Raw genomic sequence first — 16,747 nt, 5'->3', positions numbered from 1 at the left:
ATTACCTTAACCCATGCGCTATTTGTCGTGCTGCGGGTATGCGCCGCAGCGCTAGCATCGCCGCGACACCGAGCACCGGGCCAGGCGCCAGAACCAGGAAGCTCCAGCGCCAGCCAACGGTCTGCGCCACCGATCCTGTCAGGTGGATGGAGACAAAGGTAAGCGCAATGCCGATGCTCAACTGCAGGGAAAGGGCCGTGCCGACATAGCGTGGATCGCTCAATTCGGTCGCCATCGCCGAGAATTGCGCGGAATCGCCGATGACGGTCGTTCCCCAGAGAATGGCGACGGCGGCGAACAGCCAGAGCGGACCGACGAAGGTCAGGCCTATGGTCAGTGCGCAGAGGCCGGAGACCGCCATCATCGCGGCCGCCGTTGCGGTGCGGCCGATCCGATCCGCCACGATACCGCCGATGATCGAGCCGATCCCGCCCGATGCTACGACCAAGAACGCCAGCAGGGAGGCCGCTCCCGGGCCACCAACGCCAAGACCAGGGCTGCCCGCCCTGATGTAGGCCAGTATCCAGCCCCACATGGCGTAGAGTTCCCACATGTGGCCTAGATAGCCGAGATTGGCGAGCATCAGCGCGCGGTTGCGTAGCAGTGTTTTGATGTGGCGAGGGTCGAATGTCGACCTGGCAAAAGGATAAGGCCCTTCCTCGCCGAGCCAGAAGATCAACAACGCACCCGCCATTGCCGCAAGGGAGGTCGCGACGATGACGTCTTGCCAAGCCAGTTCGGCGGCATGTGCTGATACTAGATGAGGAAAGGCAGAACCAAGCGTCAGCGCCGCGAGGAGAATGCCAAGTGCGGTTCCCCGCCCGCGGCTGAACCAGGTCGACACCAGTTTCAGCGCCGGTGGATAGATGCCCGCCAGCGCCATGCCGGTGACAAAACGGGCCGCCAGCAGCAAGCCGACGGAGGGCGCGAACAACAGACAGAGGTTGGCTGCGGCCGCCGCCAAGGCACTGACGCCGATCACTTTGCGAAGCGAGATAATATCCAGAAGGCCGGCCATGCTGGAAGCCAATGCGCCAATCGCAAAGCCGATTTGCACGGCACCAGTGACCCAGGCTGCCTGCTCAGGAGAAAGGTCCCAGAGCCGCATCAGTTGCGGTGCGATCGCCGTCGCGGAAAACCATGTGGTCATCGGCAGGAAGGCGCCGATCGAGATCACGACCAGCATCGACCAGCGCCGGGCGGCGCTGGCTGCGGTGACGTTCGCGATCGCCATGTCGTCGATATCCATCGGATCAGGCCGCGATTGAGCCCTGCAGTCGCTTGAGGACGGGCAAAAGGTCGGCCGGGTCGGGTCTACGCGTGTAGTCTGGACTGACTTCGGCATAGGCGATGACGCCGTCCTGTCCGATCACGAAGCGAGCCGGCATCGGCAATTTCCATGAGGGGTCCTCGTTGATCGCCGGCAGATCGACGCCGAAGCTCTGATACAGCGCGATCAGGTCGTCCGGCAGGCGAAACCGCAGACCGAAGGCGTCAGCCAACTCGCCGTGGGGATCGCTCAGCATCGGGAAATCTATCTGCTTGTCGCGCTTGGCCTTGCGGCCGTTCGCCAGCGACTGCGGGGAGATGGAGATCAGTTGCGCGCCTGTGGCCTGGATTGCCGGCCAGGCTTCCCGCAAAGCGCCTAGTTCGATGTTGCAATAGGGACACCAGACACCTCGGTAGAAACTGATCACCAGCGGACCGCGGGCAAGCAGATCGCTCGATCCGACAGAACCGCCATCGGCCTCCGACAATGTGAAGGCCGGGGCAACGGCGCCCGCCGTCAAAGCCTTGTCGGCCTGACCCGACGCTATGAGATCGGCGGTCGCGCGATGCATGATCTCGACCGCTTGCTTGGGGGCCTTGCCTTCAAAGTCGGCTTTGAAGGCATCGAGCTTTTCCTGAAGAGACATGGGACACTCCAAATCTTGACCGCATTGCTTGCGGCGGAATGTCCTCGCCTATTTCCAAAAGGAGGGGTAGCTTGCCGGATGGCATAGCAATCATCCGGAAAACGAATGGCTGACCGACTCCAGGAACTCGAGGTTTTCGTGCGGGTGGCCGAGCGCGGCAACCTTTCCCAGGTCGCCCGCGAAATCGGCCTTTCGCAGCCATCGGTGTCGCGGATCCTGAATGACCTGGAGGCGCGCATCGGCGCCCGTCTTCTCATCCGCACCAGCCGCAAGGTCGGGCTGACCGAGGCTGGGCAAGTCTATCTCGACCAAATTCGGCCAGTGCTTGCCGACCTTGGGGCAGCGGCTGACACCGCTGCAGGCAATGAGGAATTGCGCGGCGTTCTGCGCGTCGAGCTGTCGGTCACATTCGCGATGCGTGCGCTTATTCCTCGCCTGCCTGGGCTTCTCGCCGAGCACCCCAACCTCTCCGTCGAATTGATGATGGACGATCGCCGGCGCAGTCTTGTCGAGGAGGGTGCCGATGTCGCGATCCGGCTTGGCCAGCTCGACAATTCCAGCATGATGGCGCGCAAGGTCGGGCAGACGCCGCGGCTGCTCGTTGCAGCGCCGGACTATATTGCGCGGCACGGCCTGCCGAGCAGCCCCGCCGATCTGGGGCAGCACCAGATGATCTTCGGGCCTTCCGACAGCTCCGGCGCAACGTTCCAGGAACTGGTCGATCCCCAGGTCAATTTCGTCTTGCCTGAAAGCCCGCGTATCAGGGTCTCGAGCTCGGCCGGCGTCACCGCATGCGTCGTCGCAGGCCTTGGCGTGGCATTCGGTTCTGGCTGGATGTTCAACGCTGAACTGCAGGACGGCCGCCTGCACCGGCTGCTGCCGGATTTTCCTCTGCCGACCATACCCATCCATGCCCTGTTCCCGGCCGGGCGCCAGCCGAGCAGGCGCGCCAGGGGCTTCGCCGATTGGCTGAGCAAATCGCTCAGCTCATCATGACTCCGGGTTTGTCAGAGCAACGCTCGCCTAGGCGCCGCTGCCATGCGCACCTATGGTGTAGCGCTATCCATTGCGTTAGTCTTAAAATATGCACCATCGCTGATAGACCATTTCGCTAAGGGGGCGAATATTTCATGGAGATGCAGCAGGTCCGCTATTTCCTGGCCCTGTCCAGCACGCTTAATTTCACCAGAGCTGCCGAAGAGTGCAACGTCACCCAACCCGCGCTGACGCGAGCGATCAAGACGCTTGAGGAGGAGCTTGGCGGAGAGCTCCTCCGGCGCGAGCGCCAGCACTCGCACCTGACTGAACTCGGTCGACGCATGCTCCCCCTGCTGCAGCAATGTTACGATGCCGCCACGTCTGCCAAGTCCCTCGCCAAGGCCGTGCAAAGCAGCGACGTAGCTCCTCTCAACGTCACCATTTCCAATAGCGTCAACATAGCGCTGCTGGTTTCACCGTTCACCGAGCTTTTCCGGGCCTACCCCGGAGTGCATCTCAAGATTAGTCGCGGTTCGCCGACCGCTGTCGTCGAAGCCCTCAAGAACGGCGGGGCCGAACTGGCGGTTGCCGGTGTTCTGGGGCAAGCCTGGGACCGGCTCGACGCCTGGCCGCTCTTCCAGGAGGGAATAGAGCTTGTCGTCAATTCCGATCACCCCCTGGCCCGCCGCAACGAGGCAGAGGTCGCGCTGAGCCAACTGGCAGCGGAACCTGTCCTCAGCCGAATCGACTGGGAAACGAGCGAGGAGTTGTCGCGCAACTTTGCGGCAAAGGGGGTGGCGCCTCGAACCGCACATGAGGTGGAGACCGATCAGGATTTGCTCGCACTGTTGGAGGCCAACGCCGGGGTAGGCTTTGTCTCGGCGACAGCACCGCATTCGCCCAATGTCCGCAGGCTCAAGCTGCGCGACTTGGACATTTCGCGGATCGTCGCCGCATACGCGGTCGCCGGCCGACACCGGTCACCAGTGGCTACGACGTTGCTCAACCTTTTACGGTCGACCGACTGGTCGACCTTCGGCGTCAGCGAGCCCGCCTGAGCGCCGCGATCAAGTCATCTATGTCCATGCGCCGACGGTAGTCAGGATCGACGAAGCGATCCGTGATCACTCCGTTCGTGCCAACGACGAAAGTCGCGGGGATCGGCAGGAACCAGCTGGCGTTGCCTTGGTAGTTTGGCAGATCATACGCAACCCCCATCAACCGTTCCATTTCGGTCCCGATCCAGATCGCAAGATTAAGCGAGAGGGCATAGCCGTTGTCCATGTCGGTCAGGAACGGAAAGTTGGCACCCACGGCCGCCTTCATGGCTTTCGCGAACCTGCGCCGTTCGGGCATGATTGCCACGACCTGCCCGCCCAGCGTCGCAATCTCCTGCTGAGCTTCGACGATTCCGATCGCATTCAAGCGGCAATAGGGGCACCAATGCCCGCGCTGGAAGGTGATCACCGCTGGTCCTTGGAGAAGGATCTCGCCCAGACCAACCAGTCTGCCCTCGTCGTTAGGTAGCAGGAATGCCGGCATGACTTCGCCGGGAGCCGGCGCCATCGCTCCGGCCTCTTGCTGTTCCAGGCGCGCCACTAGGCGGTCCACCGCATCGGCGAAACCTGGATTGAGCCGGCGCACCGCGGTTGCAATCACCGCCAGCCGCTCGTTCAGAGGGGCATCGAGTTCTATCGCAGCCTGGACCGACTGTTCAAATGTCATTGATTGATCGTCGACGCCCATTTCCGCGCTTTCATAGGTCGGATGTAGCCTATCATTGAAGCCCCACCGCTACGGCCATGTTTTTCTCGCATGGTTTTGATGCCGCGCGTGCATCACCGCAGGAGACGTTCGTATTCTGTTCGCGGCCTCTCCTCGATTCGTTACATCATGTTCCTGATATCCGAGGCAAAGGTCGGGAAGCCGTAAACCGTTTCAGACAGCTGCGACGCCGTGATGTCATGTTTCATGGCAAGCGCGAACAGATGGATCAGCTCTTCGCCCGCGTGGCCCACCATGTGGGCGCCAACGATCCTGCCTGTAGATTCCTCGACGATGATCTTCGACCACGCCACTGTCTCGGCATAAGTCCTGGCGGAAAGCCAGCCCAGCATATCGTTCACATGGACCTTTACGCCAAGGCCTTGCTCTTTCGCCCTGGCCTCGGTCAGCCCGACGCTGGCCAAGGCGGGGACCGTGTAGAGAGCCGACGGTATCTGGCCATAGTCCGGCCGGTGTCTCGGTCCATCGACGATATTGCGGCCAACGATGCCGCCCTCGTAAGTCGCGACAGGTGAAAGCTGCGGAGAATTCCATACCGCGTCGCCGCAGACATAGACGTCAGGGTTCGACCGCGAACGCAGATAATCATCGATTTCTATGCGGCCTTCACGATGCACGATGACGCCAGCGCCAAGATCAAGCCCCTCGACATTGGCTACGCGCCCGGCGCAATTCACAACTCTGTCCGCGTCCACTGCGCGCTGGACGCCATCCGCCACAAAGGTGACGCGCAACCGTCCTTCGGCCTTCTCGATCTTCTTGACCCAGGCAAGCGTGCGGACTCGAATGCCTATGCGTTCGCTCTCGCTACGGATCTGGGCCACGGCATCGGCGTCGAATGCTCCCAGCAGATGTGGCAATGCTTCGAGGATCGTCACGTCAACGCCGGCACGCGCATAAACGTGGCCCAGTTCAAAGGCAATGACGCCGCCGCCGACGAAGACGACCGCGCGAGGGAGCACCGGATCATTCAGGACATCGTCGGAAACCGTCAGGTGCTCGGCACCAGGAATTGGTAGTGATCGCGGCTTCGAACCGGTTGCGATGACAATGTTCCCGGCCTCAAGCTCGCGACCGTCGACACTGATGGCATTGCTCCCGATGAAAGCGGCCTCCCCGACGATGACATCGACACCGCGCTTGGCCATCAATCCGGACAGGCGGGACGGAATGTCGTCGATAATGTCTTTTTCGCGCTCGATCAGGGCACGCCAGTCGAGCCTCGGCTTGCCGATCGTGATCCCGTGCCGATCAGCCCGTTCGATCTCGTGGAGCGCATGAGCCGCCGCTACGAGCACCTTCTTCGGTGTGCATCCACGATTGGGGCAAGTGCCCCCGAGGTCGCGTGCCTCGATCATGGCCACCGACAGCCCCGCAGCGCGAGTAGCCACCGTCACGCCCATTCCGGCGTTGCCGCCGCCGAGGATCACGACATCATACTTTTTCATCGCGCCGCCTGCACAGGTTCAGTGGAGCTTGATCCGAGGCCTGCTGCGCCGCGCCACTATCTCGCCAATCGAGTCCAGGGTGGTCTTCGCAAGTCCGTGCACTGCCTTGAGATGCAGCTTGTAGAGCGAGCGATACATCAGCCGGGCGAGCAGACCTTCGATCTTCAGTCCACCGATCAGGCTGCCAAACGAGCCATAGTCGGCGAGCGAAACAAGGGATCCGAAGTCTCGATAGCGGAAAGCCGGCGCGGCCCGTCCCTCGAGGCGCGCGGCAATCACCTTGACCAGGTGATCGGCCTGCTGATGAGCGGTCTGGGCGCGCGGCGGCAATGGGTCTCCCCCGCCGGGCAAAACACAACTCGCGCAGTCACCGATCGCAAACACGTTTTCGTCCCCTCTGGCTTGCAGTGTCTCATCCACGACCAGCCGGTTGATGCGGTCCGTTTCGAGGCCATCAAGCGTTTTCAGGAAATCCGGGGCCTTGATCCCAGCGGACCAGACAACGAGTTCGGCAGGCACAAACAATTTCTCACCAAGCTTGATGCCTTCCCCCGTCACCTCGGTGACCCTGATCCCGCACCGTATCTGGACGCCCAGATCAACAAGCAGACGTGCCGAAGCGCGTGCCAGGTGTTCCGGCAACGCCGGCAAGATGCGCGGCCCTGCCTCAATGAGGGTGATGCGGATCAGCCTTTCAAAATCGATGTTGTCGAGATTGTGCGATGCGATCTCCCTCATCGACTTATGCAATTCCGCAGCCAGTTCGACGCCGGTGGCCCCCGCGCCGACAATGACGCAATGGAGTTGGCTCGGCGACAGTTGCTCGTATTGCGCGTTGGCGCGCAGGCACGCGTCTATCATGCGTTTGTTGAACCGGGCGGCCTGCTCAGCAGTATCCAGCGCGATTGCGTGGCGTGCCGCCCCTGGCGTGCCGAAGTCGTTGCTGACACTGCCTACGGCCAGCACCAGCGTATCACGCGGCGGGATGATCTGCCTGCCATCGTCGTCGAAGCTTGGCGCGACAAAGACCTGGCGCCTGGAGCGATCAATGCCGACGACTTCACCGATGCGATATCGATAATGGTGGCGGCTGGCATGGGCAATGTATTCCACCGCATCGTTCGACGCACTCAAGGCACCGGACGCCACCTCGTGCAGAAGCGGTTTCCAGATGTGCGTGCGGTTGCGGTCGACAAGCGTGACGGAAAGCCGTCGCTTGCCGAATTTGCGGCCAAGTCGCGTCGCGAGCTCCAGTCCGCCCGCGCCGCCGCCGACGATGACCACGCGATGCAGTGACGTGTCCGCATGCGATGGGGTTTCCGGTATCGTGCGGAAAAGCGCGGCGTTGTTGGCGAGCACGGCTTCCGGAACCAGCCGCATTCCCGGAGTGATGATCTGCATCGGTATTCCCCGTCTCTTTCCTCGGTCCCGAGGCGCTCGAACAAGTCACTCTTGCGATTCGTGGATGACGATGCCCTGCAGCATGTCGACGTCGCATTGCCAGGGTTTCTCCGTGAGAACGCGCTGCCCATGCTCGTATCCCGCCTGCCAGCGTGTGCGGATGCCTGAGCGGGTGAAGTCGATGTCCTTGGTGTGGTCCTCGCCGTCGAGGCGTGGTGAAAGCAGCCGAACAAGGTGCATGACCGAAGGACAACCGTAGGAAGCGAGTTCCTTGAACATCGGATCCTCGCGCCGCTCCTCGGGGACCAGCCTCCCCATTTCGCGCACCACGTGGCGCAGACGATGCAGTTGCTCCTGCCGAGCCACGTGGCTCTTTCCTCGGCTGGCGTATTGAAGGTCCTTTTGCCGCCCCATGACCTGCCAGATCGATTTCGGCTCTGTGGCGCGGGGCTGCCACATGTTCACGGCAAAGATCAGCGCATCCCGCCGCGGCCGCGCGTCCAGCACGACCTCGATGGGCGTGTTCGAATAGATCCCGCCATCCCAATAGGGTTCGCCGTCGATACAGACCGCCGGAAACGCCGGCGGCAAGGCGCCCGATGCCATGATGTGCGACGCCGACAATGTCATCTCACGGGTGTCGAAGTATTTGAGTTCGCTGGTGTTGACGTTGACCGCTCCGACCGTCAGCCGTGTATGGCGCCGATTGAGATAGTCGAAGTCGATCAGGTCATTCAGCGTCCTCTTGAGCGGATCGGTGGTGTAGTAGGAAGCATTCTCCACACCCACCTCGCGGTTCACCCCGAACATGGCGCTTGGGTTCGGTTCAAAGAAGCCCGGTATGCCGCGCATGACCGTGCCCATATTGGCAAAGATGTTGCTTGGAACCATCATCCGGAAAAACTCGTCGAGCGGGCTGCTCCGGCTGACGCCGTCCCAGAATTCCTGAAGCTTAGGCAACCGATCCTTCGGCTCGTTCCCCGCGATCAGCGCGGCGTTGATGGCGCCGATCGAGGTGCCGATGACCCAATCCGGTTCAATCCCACTTTCGGCGAGCGCCTGGTAGACACCTGCCTGGTAGGCTCCGAGGGCTCCTCCTCCCTGAAGCACCAATACAGTCTGGCGCTGGACCGAACCATCGGCCTGATGGCCGGTCTCTGGAAAAGTGTCCGAAGCTGACGGATTTCGGGCGATCTTGTTCATAGCCTTTTTGCTCCTCGTTGCCGGATTCAATGCGCCGTCCAGCCGCCTTCGATCGGCATGATGGCGCCGGTGATCGATGCCGCATCGTCTGAGGCCAGGAACAGGCAAAGCGCCGCAACCTGGGCGACGGTAACAAACTGCTTGGTAGGCTGGGCGGCCAGGAGCACATCCTTGATCACCTGCTCCTCGGTGATCCCGCGTGCCTTGGCGGTGTCCGGTATCTGCTTTTCAACCAGCGGGGTCAGCACATAACCGGGACATACTGCGTTGACGGTGATGCCCTGTTCGGCGACTTCCAGCGCGACCGTCTTGGTCAGGCCGGCGATCCCATGCTTGGCGGCGACATAGGCGGATTTGTATGGCGAGGCGACAAGGGCGTGGGCGGACGCGACGTTGATGATACGACCCCATTTGCGTTCTTTCATGGCCTGCAGAGCGCGCCGGATCGTGTAGAACGACGACATGAGATCGATCGCCACGACTGCTTCGAATTTCTCGATCGGGAATTCTTCGATCGGTGCGACATGCTGAATGCCGGCATTGTTGACGAGGATGTCGACCGCGCCAAACTCGGCGATCGCCTTGTCCATCATCGCGGTGATCGCGCCACCCTTGCTCATGTCAGCATTGTCGTAACGAACGGTCACCCCGTGGTCAGCGGCAAGCTTTGCCCGCAGCAGTTCAATCTCACCGGTATCGCCGAAACCATTGAGCACGATGTTGCAGCCTTTGGCCGCGAAGGCCTCGGCGATGCCTTTGCCGATGCCGCTGGTCGAGCCGGTGATGAGTGCTGTCTTTCCGCTGAGCATCGTCGTTTCCTTCGGTTGGAGCCGCGGCCGGATTGGCTGGCAAAACGGCTGCGAGCAACGGGCTGCGCGCCCAGGCCCTGAAGTTCTGCACGGAGTATGGCGAGACGCGCGAAGCAGCGGAAATGCCGTTGAGACATGGATTCGATAGCTGACGGTCAGATCGTAAGCTCGGTGCCCGCGAAGCCGTCGACTTCGCCGCGCTGGCTTGTTTGACGTAGGGTCAACTAGTAAGATCACGCCGCAACACGGGTCGTGCCGTATGCATGCCCGCTGGGGGAGCGTGCAGTGGAGATCAGTCAGGTCAGATATTTCTTGGCCGTCGCGAAGGAATTGAACTTCACCCGGGCGGCGGAGGAGTGCAACGTCACGCAGCCCGCGCTTTCACGTGCCATCAAGCTGCTGGAGGACGAATTTGGCGGCGCCCTTTTTCATCGTGAGCGACGCTTCACCCATCTAACGGAACTCGGCCGCATGGTCGAAACCTATCTTGAGGGTGTTTTTGAGAACTCCCGGCAGGCCAAGCAGATAGCCGAGCAGTATGTGCATCTGAAGAAGACGCCGCTCAGGGTCGGTATCATGAGCACGATTGCTCCCGACGAGATCATCGAGCTCATCTCGTCCATCCGCGGCCATCACCCGGGTGTGGAGCTTCATCTTTGCGACGCCGACGCGCCGAGTTTACGGCGGCGGCTGCTCGAGGGCGATCTCGAGGCAGCTATTTACGCATTGCCGTCGAACGTTCCCGATGAGGAAGTGCACTCCTTGCCGCTTTTTCGCGAGCAGATGGTGATGGCGGTCCATCTGACCCATCACCTCGCCAACCAGCGCAGAGTGCAAGTGAAAGACATGAGCAATGAAAGTTACATCCACCGCAACAACTGTGAATTTGCCGGCTATGCCGACGCCGTTCTCTCCGAGCAGGGCGTGACCGTCAGCCCCGTTTACTGGAGCGATCGCGACGATTGGACACTCGCGATGATCGCCGCCGGGCTTGGTTTCGGTTTCATGCCCGAGCATACCGTCAAGCACCCGGGAGTGGTGGCCCTGCCGATCACCGACCCGGAATTCTGGCGCGAGGTCAATCTTGTCACCGTGCGCGGCCGCAGGCATTCGCCAGCGGTAGGCGCGCTGGTGCGCGAGGCTACGCAGAAAAGGTGGTTCGGCGAGCGGGCGAAGGCATTGTCCGCCGCCGAGTAGCCTTGTCGCGGCGAGCATCCTGCCTAGCATACCCGGCCACGGATCTCCGGCGCATCGTTCGCGCTCAGTTTTTTCTGATCGTCGAGGTGACGGACTGGATGACTTCGGTCGCCATCTTGAACTGCGCCTCGCGGTCGGTAATTCCATGCCGCTTGGCGATCCAGTCGAAATCGCTGTAGGCCGCATAAACCACACCATCCGCGGTCTGATAGACCAGAACACGCACCGGCCAATCGAGCCCGGCTTCCGGATTTGATGTGATGAAGGTCGTCCCAAGCGCCGGATTGCCAAACATCACCAGCCGAGACGGCCTGACATCGTTGCCGGCATTCTTGCCAAGTCTTGCCTGGTCGATGACGCCAAAGAACTTGATGCCCTTCTTGAGAACATCCCTCTTGATGCGCGCGACCGTCTCGCCGACGGAATAGTCGCTCTTCACGGTCACAACACCGTCCGAAGCTGCGGCTGGGAGAACGATCGCCATCATTATGGCGCCGCCGGCAATCATGGTTTTCAGGTAGTTGGTCATCTCAGTCTCCTTTGTTGGATAGTCAAGATTCTCGGCCGTTAAGTCTCATGCCTTTGGAGTTTGAAGCACGCGCGCCACTGCGATCGCGCCGGCGAGGACCGCGGCAAGCACGGCCACGCATGCGGTCCAGCCGATCCGGTCGTAGATCTGTCCGATGACGAAGCTGCCGGCGAGCCCGCCCGCATAGTAGGAGGCGAGGTAAATGCCACTTGCGGCGGCGCGGTCGTGTGAGGCGGTGCGGCTGACGTGTCCTGTCGCTATTGCCTGCGCCAGGAAGGTGCCGATTGCGACCAGCGCCATCCCGGCAAGAACGATCGGAAGGCTGGTCGTGAGCAGCAAAAGCAAACCCAGGATCGCCAGCACGAGCGTCGAACCGATGCCGACCCTTGGACCGAGGCCCGCGGCGACACGCCCGGCCAGGGGAGTGGTCAGCATGGAAGGCAGGAAGACGAAATAGACCAGTCCGAGCGCCATCGGCGACAGCGATAGTGGCGCGGCGACGAGCTGGAAATTCACATAGGTGAAAGTGCCGATAAATACGAAGAGGATCAGGAAGCCGATGGCAAAGCAGCCGCGCAGCTCGGTGTTTTTCAGCGGACCCTTCCAGGCCGCACGGGCGGGCCCGCCTATCGTGTCGGCACGCATCATCGCGGATGTCTTCTGCAGCGTGAACCAGACGAGAGCCGCACCAATCAGATTGAGGGCGGCGAATGTCAGGAAGTTGGTGGAAATGCCGAATGTGTCGGCGACGGCGGCCGACATCAGCCGTCCGAAGAAGTTGCTGGCGACGTTACCGGTCACATAGGCCGCAAGCGCACTCGTCGTCTGCCGCGCGGAAAAATGCTCGGCCAGGTAGGCCATCGTCAGTGTGAACGCGGTCGACATACACAAGCCTTGGGCAACACGCAGCAGGGCGAAGACCAAGATACTGTCGGTCTGCGACAAGAGCGTCGTCGGGATCGCCAGCACCGCAAGGCTGATCCAGATGCCATTGCGGCGATCGAGGTTCCTGCCGAAAAGCGCCACCGCGATCCCGGCCACAGCCATGCCGAACGTGCTGGCGTTAACGGCAAAACCCATGGTCGCGCGGCTAACACCGAATTTTATCACCAGCGAAGGCAGGATGGCCTGGGTGGCGAACAAATCGACGAGCGTGAGAAACGCGATCAGGGCAATCAGCCCGAAGCGCCAGCTGTCAGCGGCAACCATGCGCAGCCGCGTCGGTTCAGTCTGTTCACTGGTCGTCATGACAAGGCTCCGTGGCCACACGTCCCCAGGAGATCACCCGAGGACGCGCTTTCAGTTGCTGATGCTGGAATCTGTTCGCCGCGCCGAGCGGCTCACATCATGTGGTCTTCGTGCATTGCCGGCGGCAGGACGTCGGCCGAATAGAGCACCGCGGGCACCTTGCCGTTGTTCTTCCACCAGTGAGCGAGCTGGCCGAACTCGGCGGTCACGTCGCCAGCCGGATGATCGATGCCGACCTTGCAGGTGCTGCGATATTCGGTGATCGAGCCTTCGACGACGATAATGTTGGCTGGGCGGACATTGTGCTGATGCCATGGCACGACGCCGCCCGGCTGCACAACGAGCTTGCGCAGGCGCAGCATGTTGCCTTTCCAGGCCTCGCCCTTGCTGCTCAGATCGATCGCGGAGAGAACCGTGTCGACAACGCCGACCGGCTTGCTTGGATGTTCCTGGATGTCGGTCGTGGCGGCCTGGCCGGCAGGGCAGTCGCCGGCGAAGGCCGGAGCAGCGGAAAAGGCAGCAGTTGCGGAAAGCAGCCCGACCGCAAACGCGAAGTTGAGTTTCTTGGTAGCCATCTTGTATTTCTCCTTTGTCGGTGCCCAAACGCGGGAGGCGGGGCATGACAGGGAGAGTGATCGGAGCCGCGAAGAAAGAGAAATGCTGACTGGCTTTCAATTCGATACCTGAAAACTATCGTGAGCCATCATGGCTGCACGCAGACGCATGGCATCACATGCCACGCCGTGCCAGAATTTCTTGGAGTTTGCTTCAGGCTGCGGTCTTGTGGATTGCCTGGGGTATGGCACTTTCCGGCCAGCCATGCGCCTTGACGCTGTTGACGAAGGCCGATGCCGCCGGCGAGAACCTGCGTCCCGCGACGACGACCAGGGACACTTCCCGCCAGACTTCGGGATCGATGACGGGCCGGACCTGCAAGCCCGGGATCACTGCGCTGAACTCCGGGATGAAGCAGATCCCAAGTCCGCCTGAAACCATATTCTGGATCCAGTCCTCGCGCTCGCTGGCGTAGGAGATCCTGAGCTTCACGCCGCGGTCGGTGCACAGTCCGGCGAGGTGATCACGATACTCGCAGTTGAGCCGCCTGAGATAGTTTTCACCGTCCAGTTCGGAGATGGCGACATTGTCGTTGCGAGCCAGCCGATGGCCGTTTGGGAAAGCAAGGACAAAGCGTTCGCGATAAAGCGGGGTCACATCGAACCGGTCCGGAAAGCTGTTGCTCGACGCCATGATGGCAACGTCGATTTCCCCTGATTCGAGCAGTTGGGAAAGCGATGCCGGCACGCCTTCGACCAGCTGCAGCTGGATGCCCTGCTGGCGTCTGTTGAAGTCGGCCAGCAGGCCAGTGAAGCGGCGCGGCCCGATGGTGCACATGACGCCAACCTTGAGGTTGGCGTTTTCCAGGCACAAGAATCTCGACGCTTCCTGCCGCACTCCGGTCAGCTCGTCGAGGATCTGCTGGAAACGAGGGCGCAGCAGCACGCCAAGATCGGTGAGGTGGGTCAGGTTTCGCTCGCGGCGAAACAGCAGGCCGCCGACCTCGTCTTCGAGCTGCTGGATGGCGCGAGACAGCGCCGGCTGGGTGACATTGCACTTTTCGCCGGCGCGCGTGAAATTTCGCGTCTCGCACACGGCAAGGAAGTAGCGGATGTGATGAATGTCCATGCCGATTTGTCCCCGTTGCGTAGTCCTTTTTTGCTCAACCGAACCTTGCCGCAAACGACATCAACGTTCCAATGCACCGCTGCTATAAAGTTCATAGCATATCGTCATGGGCTGGCGCGGTTTGGCGCCACTGAAAGGCTTTGGCGGGACATAGGGGACGACGGCGAGCAACTTGCTCGCCGTAGCGCTCTGGAAAACCAGGCTGACGTTCAGCTGTTGCCGCCGAGCTGATGAACTTTCACGCAGAATTCGGCATGGGGCTTGCTCATCGCTGCGTCGTTGCATTCTTTCTTCATGGCATCCCGTTTGTCCTTCGACATAGCGCCCCAGGCTGCTTTGAAGTCGGCATCCGATTTCATCGTCTTCATGCCGGCGTCGGTGAAGAAAGGCTGCATGTTGGACGGCTCGTCGAGCACGCCGGCGAAAGCAACGCCGCTCAGAACGGAAAGTGCGAAGGCGCCGAGGCAGATAGATTTTATATTCATAGTATGATCTTTCTCTGAAGTTGAGCAATCATCTCATCGACGACTGCGGTAATGTTCGGCAGAAATTCAAAACTATGTGGTTCCTCCTTGCCAAGATGAATTTTGCTGCAATCACTCAGTATTTCGCCAATGCCGTCCGCTTATGAAGTTTATACCGGCTCTGCATCCTGCGGATGCTGGGCGGCGGCCGCTACTTGGCGCCACCCAAGGCGAGCACGTTGGCGCAAAATTGCGCATGAGGCTTGCTCATTGCCGGGTCTTTGCACGCCTTGGTCATCGTGACCCGGTCATGCTTCGGCATGGCGAACCAAGCCTTCTTGAAGCCAGCCATCGGCTTCATCGTCTTCATCGAGGCGTCTGTATAGAACGTCGGCAACGCAGCAAGATCGCTCAAGGGATCTGCGGCGGCGGCCCCGGCAAGCAGGCCGAGGGCTATCGCCCCCAGGCAGGCAGTTCGTATTGTCACGACACGCTCCTTTCTTTGTGCTGAAGGGTCGCCGGCGACCTGCGTGTCGCAGGTTCAAAGCAAAATCCTGGGATTTGCCTGCCCTGCAAAACCTTGCGACGCACGAGGCGATGCAGCCAATGCAATCTGCCTATGGAGTTCATGCCACCTTGGCATTTCGCCGACAGGAGAAGATGCGGCAGTCTTCCACCAAACGCCCAGTTTGGCGCTTTTGGGATGGAGACTGAGACAATGCATATCCAGACCGGAATTGAAACCGACGAACTCGTCGCTGCAGGACCTGAAGTGACAGACATGCAAGTCGTGGACATTGTTCTGACAAGCGATGCACACGGCGCGTTCGTCTGGGGTGTCCTCGACCGCTTGTTGGACGAGCCTGCCCTTTCCTTCGGCAACATCACGGCGTCCGGTTTCGGCGCAACGGAGGCGGCGGTTCTCGCCTATGGCCTGGCCTTGGGCGGTCGGCGTGGCGCCCGGACGGCGCTCACGAACTTCTGGCGACGCGTCAGTCATGCGTCGATGTTCGATGCAGCCAATCCACTGAGATCGATCCTGGAACAGTCAATCGACATTGCGGAGATCCGCAAGACAGGCTGCCCGGTGAGCCTCAGCATTCAGGCTTCGAATTCCCGCACAGACGCCTTGAAGACCTTCGCCAGCGATCAATTGTCGATCGACGCAATACTGGCGGCGGCCACGATCCCCTTCTTCTTCCCGGCCGTGGAGATTGGCGGCGACACCTATTGGGGCCACGGCGACGCTTCGGCTTTGCCGTTAGTGCAGCCGTTTGAGACCGGCCATCGGCTGATCGTCACCGGTAAGGCATCATTGTCCATGACGCCCTGTGCGGATCGCCGTCTCGCTGCCAGTCCTTGCTCGATAACGTGCACGCCAATTCACATCATCTTCGATAGCCAGCACCAGGCCGCCTCGGCGCTGTTCACGAGACCGTGGACCGACTGGGGTGAACTGACCGACATGCGTGACAGAGGACGGCAGCGAGCAGAGGATTGGCTGCTCGCCGAATGCCCGACCGCCGACAGCAATAATCGATACGTCTAGGCGCCCCCCTCCCGCCTAGCCGCGCCTGCTTCGCCCGCTCACGAACGCAGGCGGCAAGCCCTCCGGTTCCCCGCCGGAGGGCTTTTGCTTGGCAGGGGCTTCAACATAGTGACCGCGTATCAAATCCATGCCGAGACAGCATTTCAGCTCGGCCGCCGGATCAGGGACACTGCTTGCAGACAGGCCGCAAGGTCGGTCTTTCCCTCGAAACGCAACCAGGAGACACGTCTGTGATCAACGCCAAAACCCTCATCGGATCGGCCCTAGCGGCCGCCACTTCGCTGGCCGCAACGGCCGCCTATAGCGGCCCGGCCGCCAAGCCCGCCTTCGCCTTCGAAAAGTGCTACGGCGTCGTCAAGGCTGGCCAGAACGACTGCCAGACCGCGACGCATTCCTGCGCCGGCACCTCCACCGCCGACAACCAGCCGGATTCGTGGCTCTACGTGCCCGCCGGCAGCTGCGCGAAGATCGCTGGCGGCAGCGACAAGCCTAAGGCCTAACCGATCAGACTTCGAGCCAACCCCCTTGGAAGGAGCA

18 protein-coding genes are annotated in these 16,747 nt (G+C 61.2%); 5 read left to right on the top strand and 13 right to left on the bottom strand.

The window, feature by feature from the left end:
* Position 1 precedes the first annotated feature (1 nt).
* A complete protein-coding gene (locus JG747_RS21295) occupies positions 2-1,234 on the bottom strand; it encodes an MFS transporter (protein ID WP_202359996.1) in 1,233 nt (410 codons plus the stop codon).
* A gap of 19 nt (positions 1,235-1,253) precedes the next feature.
* Positions 1,254-1,916: a peroxiredoxin-like family protein gene (locus JG747_RS21290; protein ID WP_202359995.1), complete on the bottom strand. Its 663-nt coding sequence runs from the start codon at positions 1,914-1,916 to the stop codon at positions 1,254-1,256.
* A 105-nt stretch (positions 1,917-2,021) separates the two neighbouring features.
* Between JG747_RS21290 and JG747_RS21285 the strand changes: the two genes are divergently transcribed.
* Both JG747_RS21285 and JG747_RS21280 read left to right on the top strand, forming a co-directional pair.
* Complete coding sequence (locus JG747_RS21285) at positions 2,022-2,912, top strand: LysR family transcriptional regulator (protein ID WP_202359994.1); 891 nt, start codon at positions 2,022-2,024, stop codon at positions 2,910-2,912.
* A 134-nt stretch (positions 2,913-3,046) separates the two neighbouring features.
* The gene (locus JG747_RS21280; protein ID WP_202351446.1) at positions 3,047-3,952 is read left to right on the top strand and encodes a LysR family transcriptional regulator; all 906 of its coding nucleotides are present in this window, start codon (positions 3,047-3,049) and stop codon (positions 3,950-3,952) included.
* Here the strand turns inward: JG747_RS21280 and JG747_RS21275 are convergent.
* From JG747_RS21275 to JG747_RS21255, 5 genes are all read right to left on the bottom strand, one after another.
* Positions 3,936-4,640, bottom strand: coding sequence for a peroxiredoxin-like family protein (locus tag JG747_RS21275; protein WP_096454068.1), 705 nt, complete (start codon positions 4,638-4,640; stop codon positions 3,936-3,938). The two genes, JG747_RS21280 and JG747_RS21275, sit on opposite strands and share 17 nt — an antisense overlap.
* A 140-nt stretch (positions 4,641-4,780) precedes the next feature.
* Positions 4,781-6,109: a dihydrolipoyl dehydrogenase family protein gene (locus tag JG747_RS21270; RefSeq protein WP_244748179.1), complete on the bottom strand. Its 1,329-nt coding sequence runs from the start codon at positions 6,107-6,109 to the stop codon at positions 4,781-4,783.
* 36 nt (positions 6,110-6,145) lie between these two features.
* Positions 6,146-7,528: an NAD(P)/FAD-dependent oxidoreductase gene (locus JG747_RS21265; protein ID WP_244748178.1), complete on the bottom strand. Its 1,383-nt coding sequence runs from the start codon at positions 7,526-7,528 to the stop codon at positions 6,146-6,148.
* Between the two features lie 45 nt (positions 7,529-7,573).
* Positions 7,574-8,731, bottom strand: coding sequence for a patatin-like phospholipase family protein (locus tag JG747_RS21260; protein ID WP_202359992.1), 1,158 nt, complete (start codon positions 8,729-8,731; stop codon positions 7,574-7,576).
* Between the two features lie 26 nt (positions 8,732-8,757).
* Positions 8,758-9,540 (bottom strand): 3-hydroxybutyrate dehydrogenase, encoded by a 783-nt coding sequence (locus JG747_RS21255; RefSeq protein WP_202359991.1) that lies wholly within the window; start codon positions 9,538-9,540, stop codon positions 8,758-8,760.
* A gap of 285 nt (positions 9,541-9,825) precedes the next feature.
* Here JG747_RS21255 and JG747_RS21250 point away from each other — a divergent pair, with 285 nt between their 5' ends.
* Positions 9,826-10,737, top strand: coding sequence for a LysR family transcriptional regulator (locus tag JG747_RS21250; RefSeq protein WP_202359990.1), 912 nt, complete (start codon positions 9,826-9,828; stop codon positions 10,735-10,737).
* Positions 10,738-10,801: 64 nt separating this feature from the next.
* Here the strand turns inward: JG747_RS21250 and JG747_RS21245 are convergent, their stop codons facing one another.
* From JG747_RS21245 to JG747_RS21220, 6 genes are all read right to left on the bottom strand, one after another.
* Entirely contained in the window at positions 10,802-11,266 is a 465-nt protein-coding gene (locus tag JG747_RS21245; protein ID WP_202359989.1) for a DUF302 domain-containing protein, read from the bottom strand.
* A 45-nt stretch (positions 11,267-11,311) separates the two neighbouring features.
* On the bottom strand, positions 11,312-12,514 hold the full coding sequence (locus JG747_RS21240; RefSeq protein ID WP_202359988.1) for an MFS transporter: 1,203 nt from the start codon (positions 12,512-12,514) through the stop codon (positions 11,312-11,314).
* Between the two features lie 92 nt (positions 12,515-12,606).
* A complete protein-coding gene (locus tag JG747_RS21235) occupies positions 12,607-13,089 on the bottom strand; it encodes a cupin domain-containing protein (RefSeq protein ID WP_202359987.1) in 483 nt (160 codons plus the stop codon).
* A gap of 193 nt (positions 13,090-13,282) precedes the next feature.
* Entirely contained in the window at positions 13,283-14,197 is a 915-nt protein-coding gene (locus tag JG747_RS21230; protein ID WP_202359986.1) for a LysR family transcriptional regulator, read from the bottom strand.
* A gap of 209 nt (positions 14,198-14,406) precedes the next feature.
* Positions 14,407-14,682, bottom strand: a complete 276-nt coding sequence (locus tag JG747_RS21225) for a hypothetical protein (protein WP_202359985.1) — start codon at positions 14,680-14,682, stop codon at positions 14,407-14,409.
* A gap of 190 nt (positions 14,683-14,872) precedes the next feature.
* The gene (locus JG747_RS21220; protein WP_202359984.1) at positions 14,873-15,148 is read right to left on the bottom strand and encodes a hypothetical protein; all 276 of its coding nucleotides are present in this window, start codon (positions 15,146-15,148) and stop codon (positions 14,873-14,875) included.
* 231 nt (positions 15,149-15,379) lie between these two features.
* Between JG747_RS21220 and JG747_RS21215 the strand changes: the two genes are divergently transcribed.
* Positions 15,380-16,210 (top strand): patatin-like phospholipase family protein, encoded by an 831-nt coding sequence (locus JG747_RS21215; protein WP_202359983.1) that lies wholly within the window; start codon positions 15,380-15,382, stop codon positions 16,208-16,210.
* Between the two features lie 230 nt (positions 16,211-16,440).
* Positions 16,441-16,710 (top strand): BufA1 family periplasmic bufferin-type metallophore, encoded by a 270-nt coding sequence (locus tag JG747_RS21210; RefSeq protein WP_023766714.1) that lies wholly within the window; start codon positions 16,441-16,443, stop codon positions 16,708-16,710.
* Positions 16,711-16,747: the final 37 nt, after the last annotated feature.

This window comes from Mesorhizobium sp. 131-3-5, assembly GCF_016756575.1.
Lineage (GTDB): Bacteria > Pseudomonadota > Alphaproteobacteria > Rhizobiales > Rhizobiaceae > Mesorhizobium > Mesorhizobium jarvisii.
The sequence above is the reverse complement of the archived record's forward strand: the minus strand, read 5'-3'. Positions and strand labels throughout refer to the sequence as shown.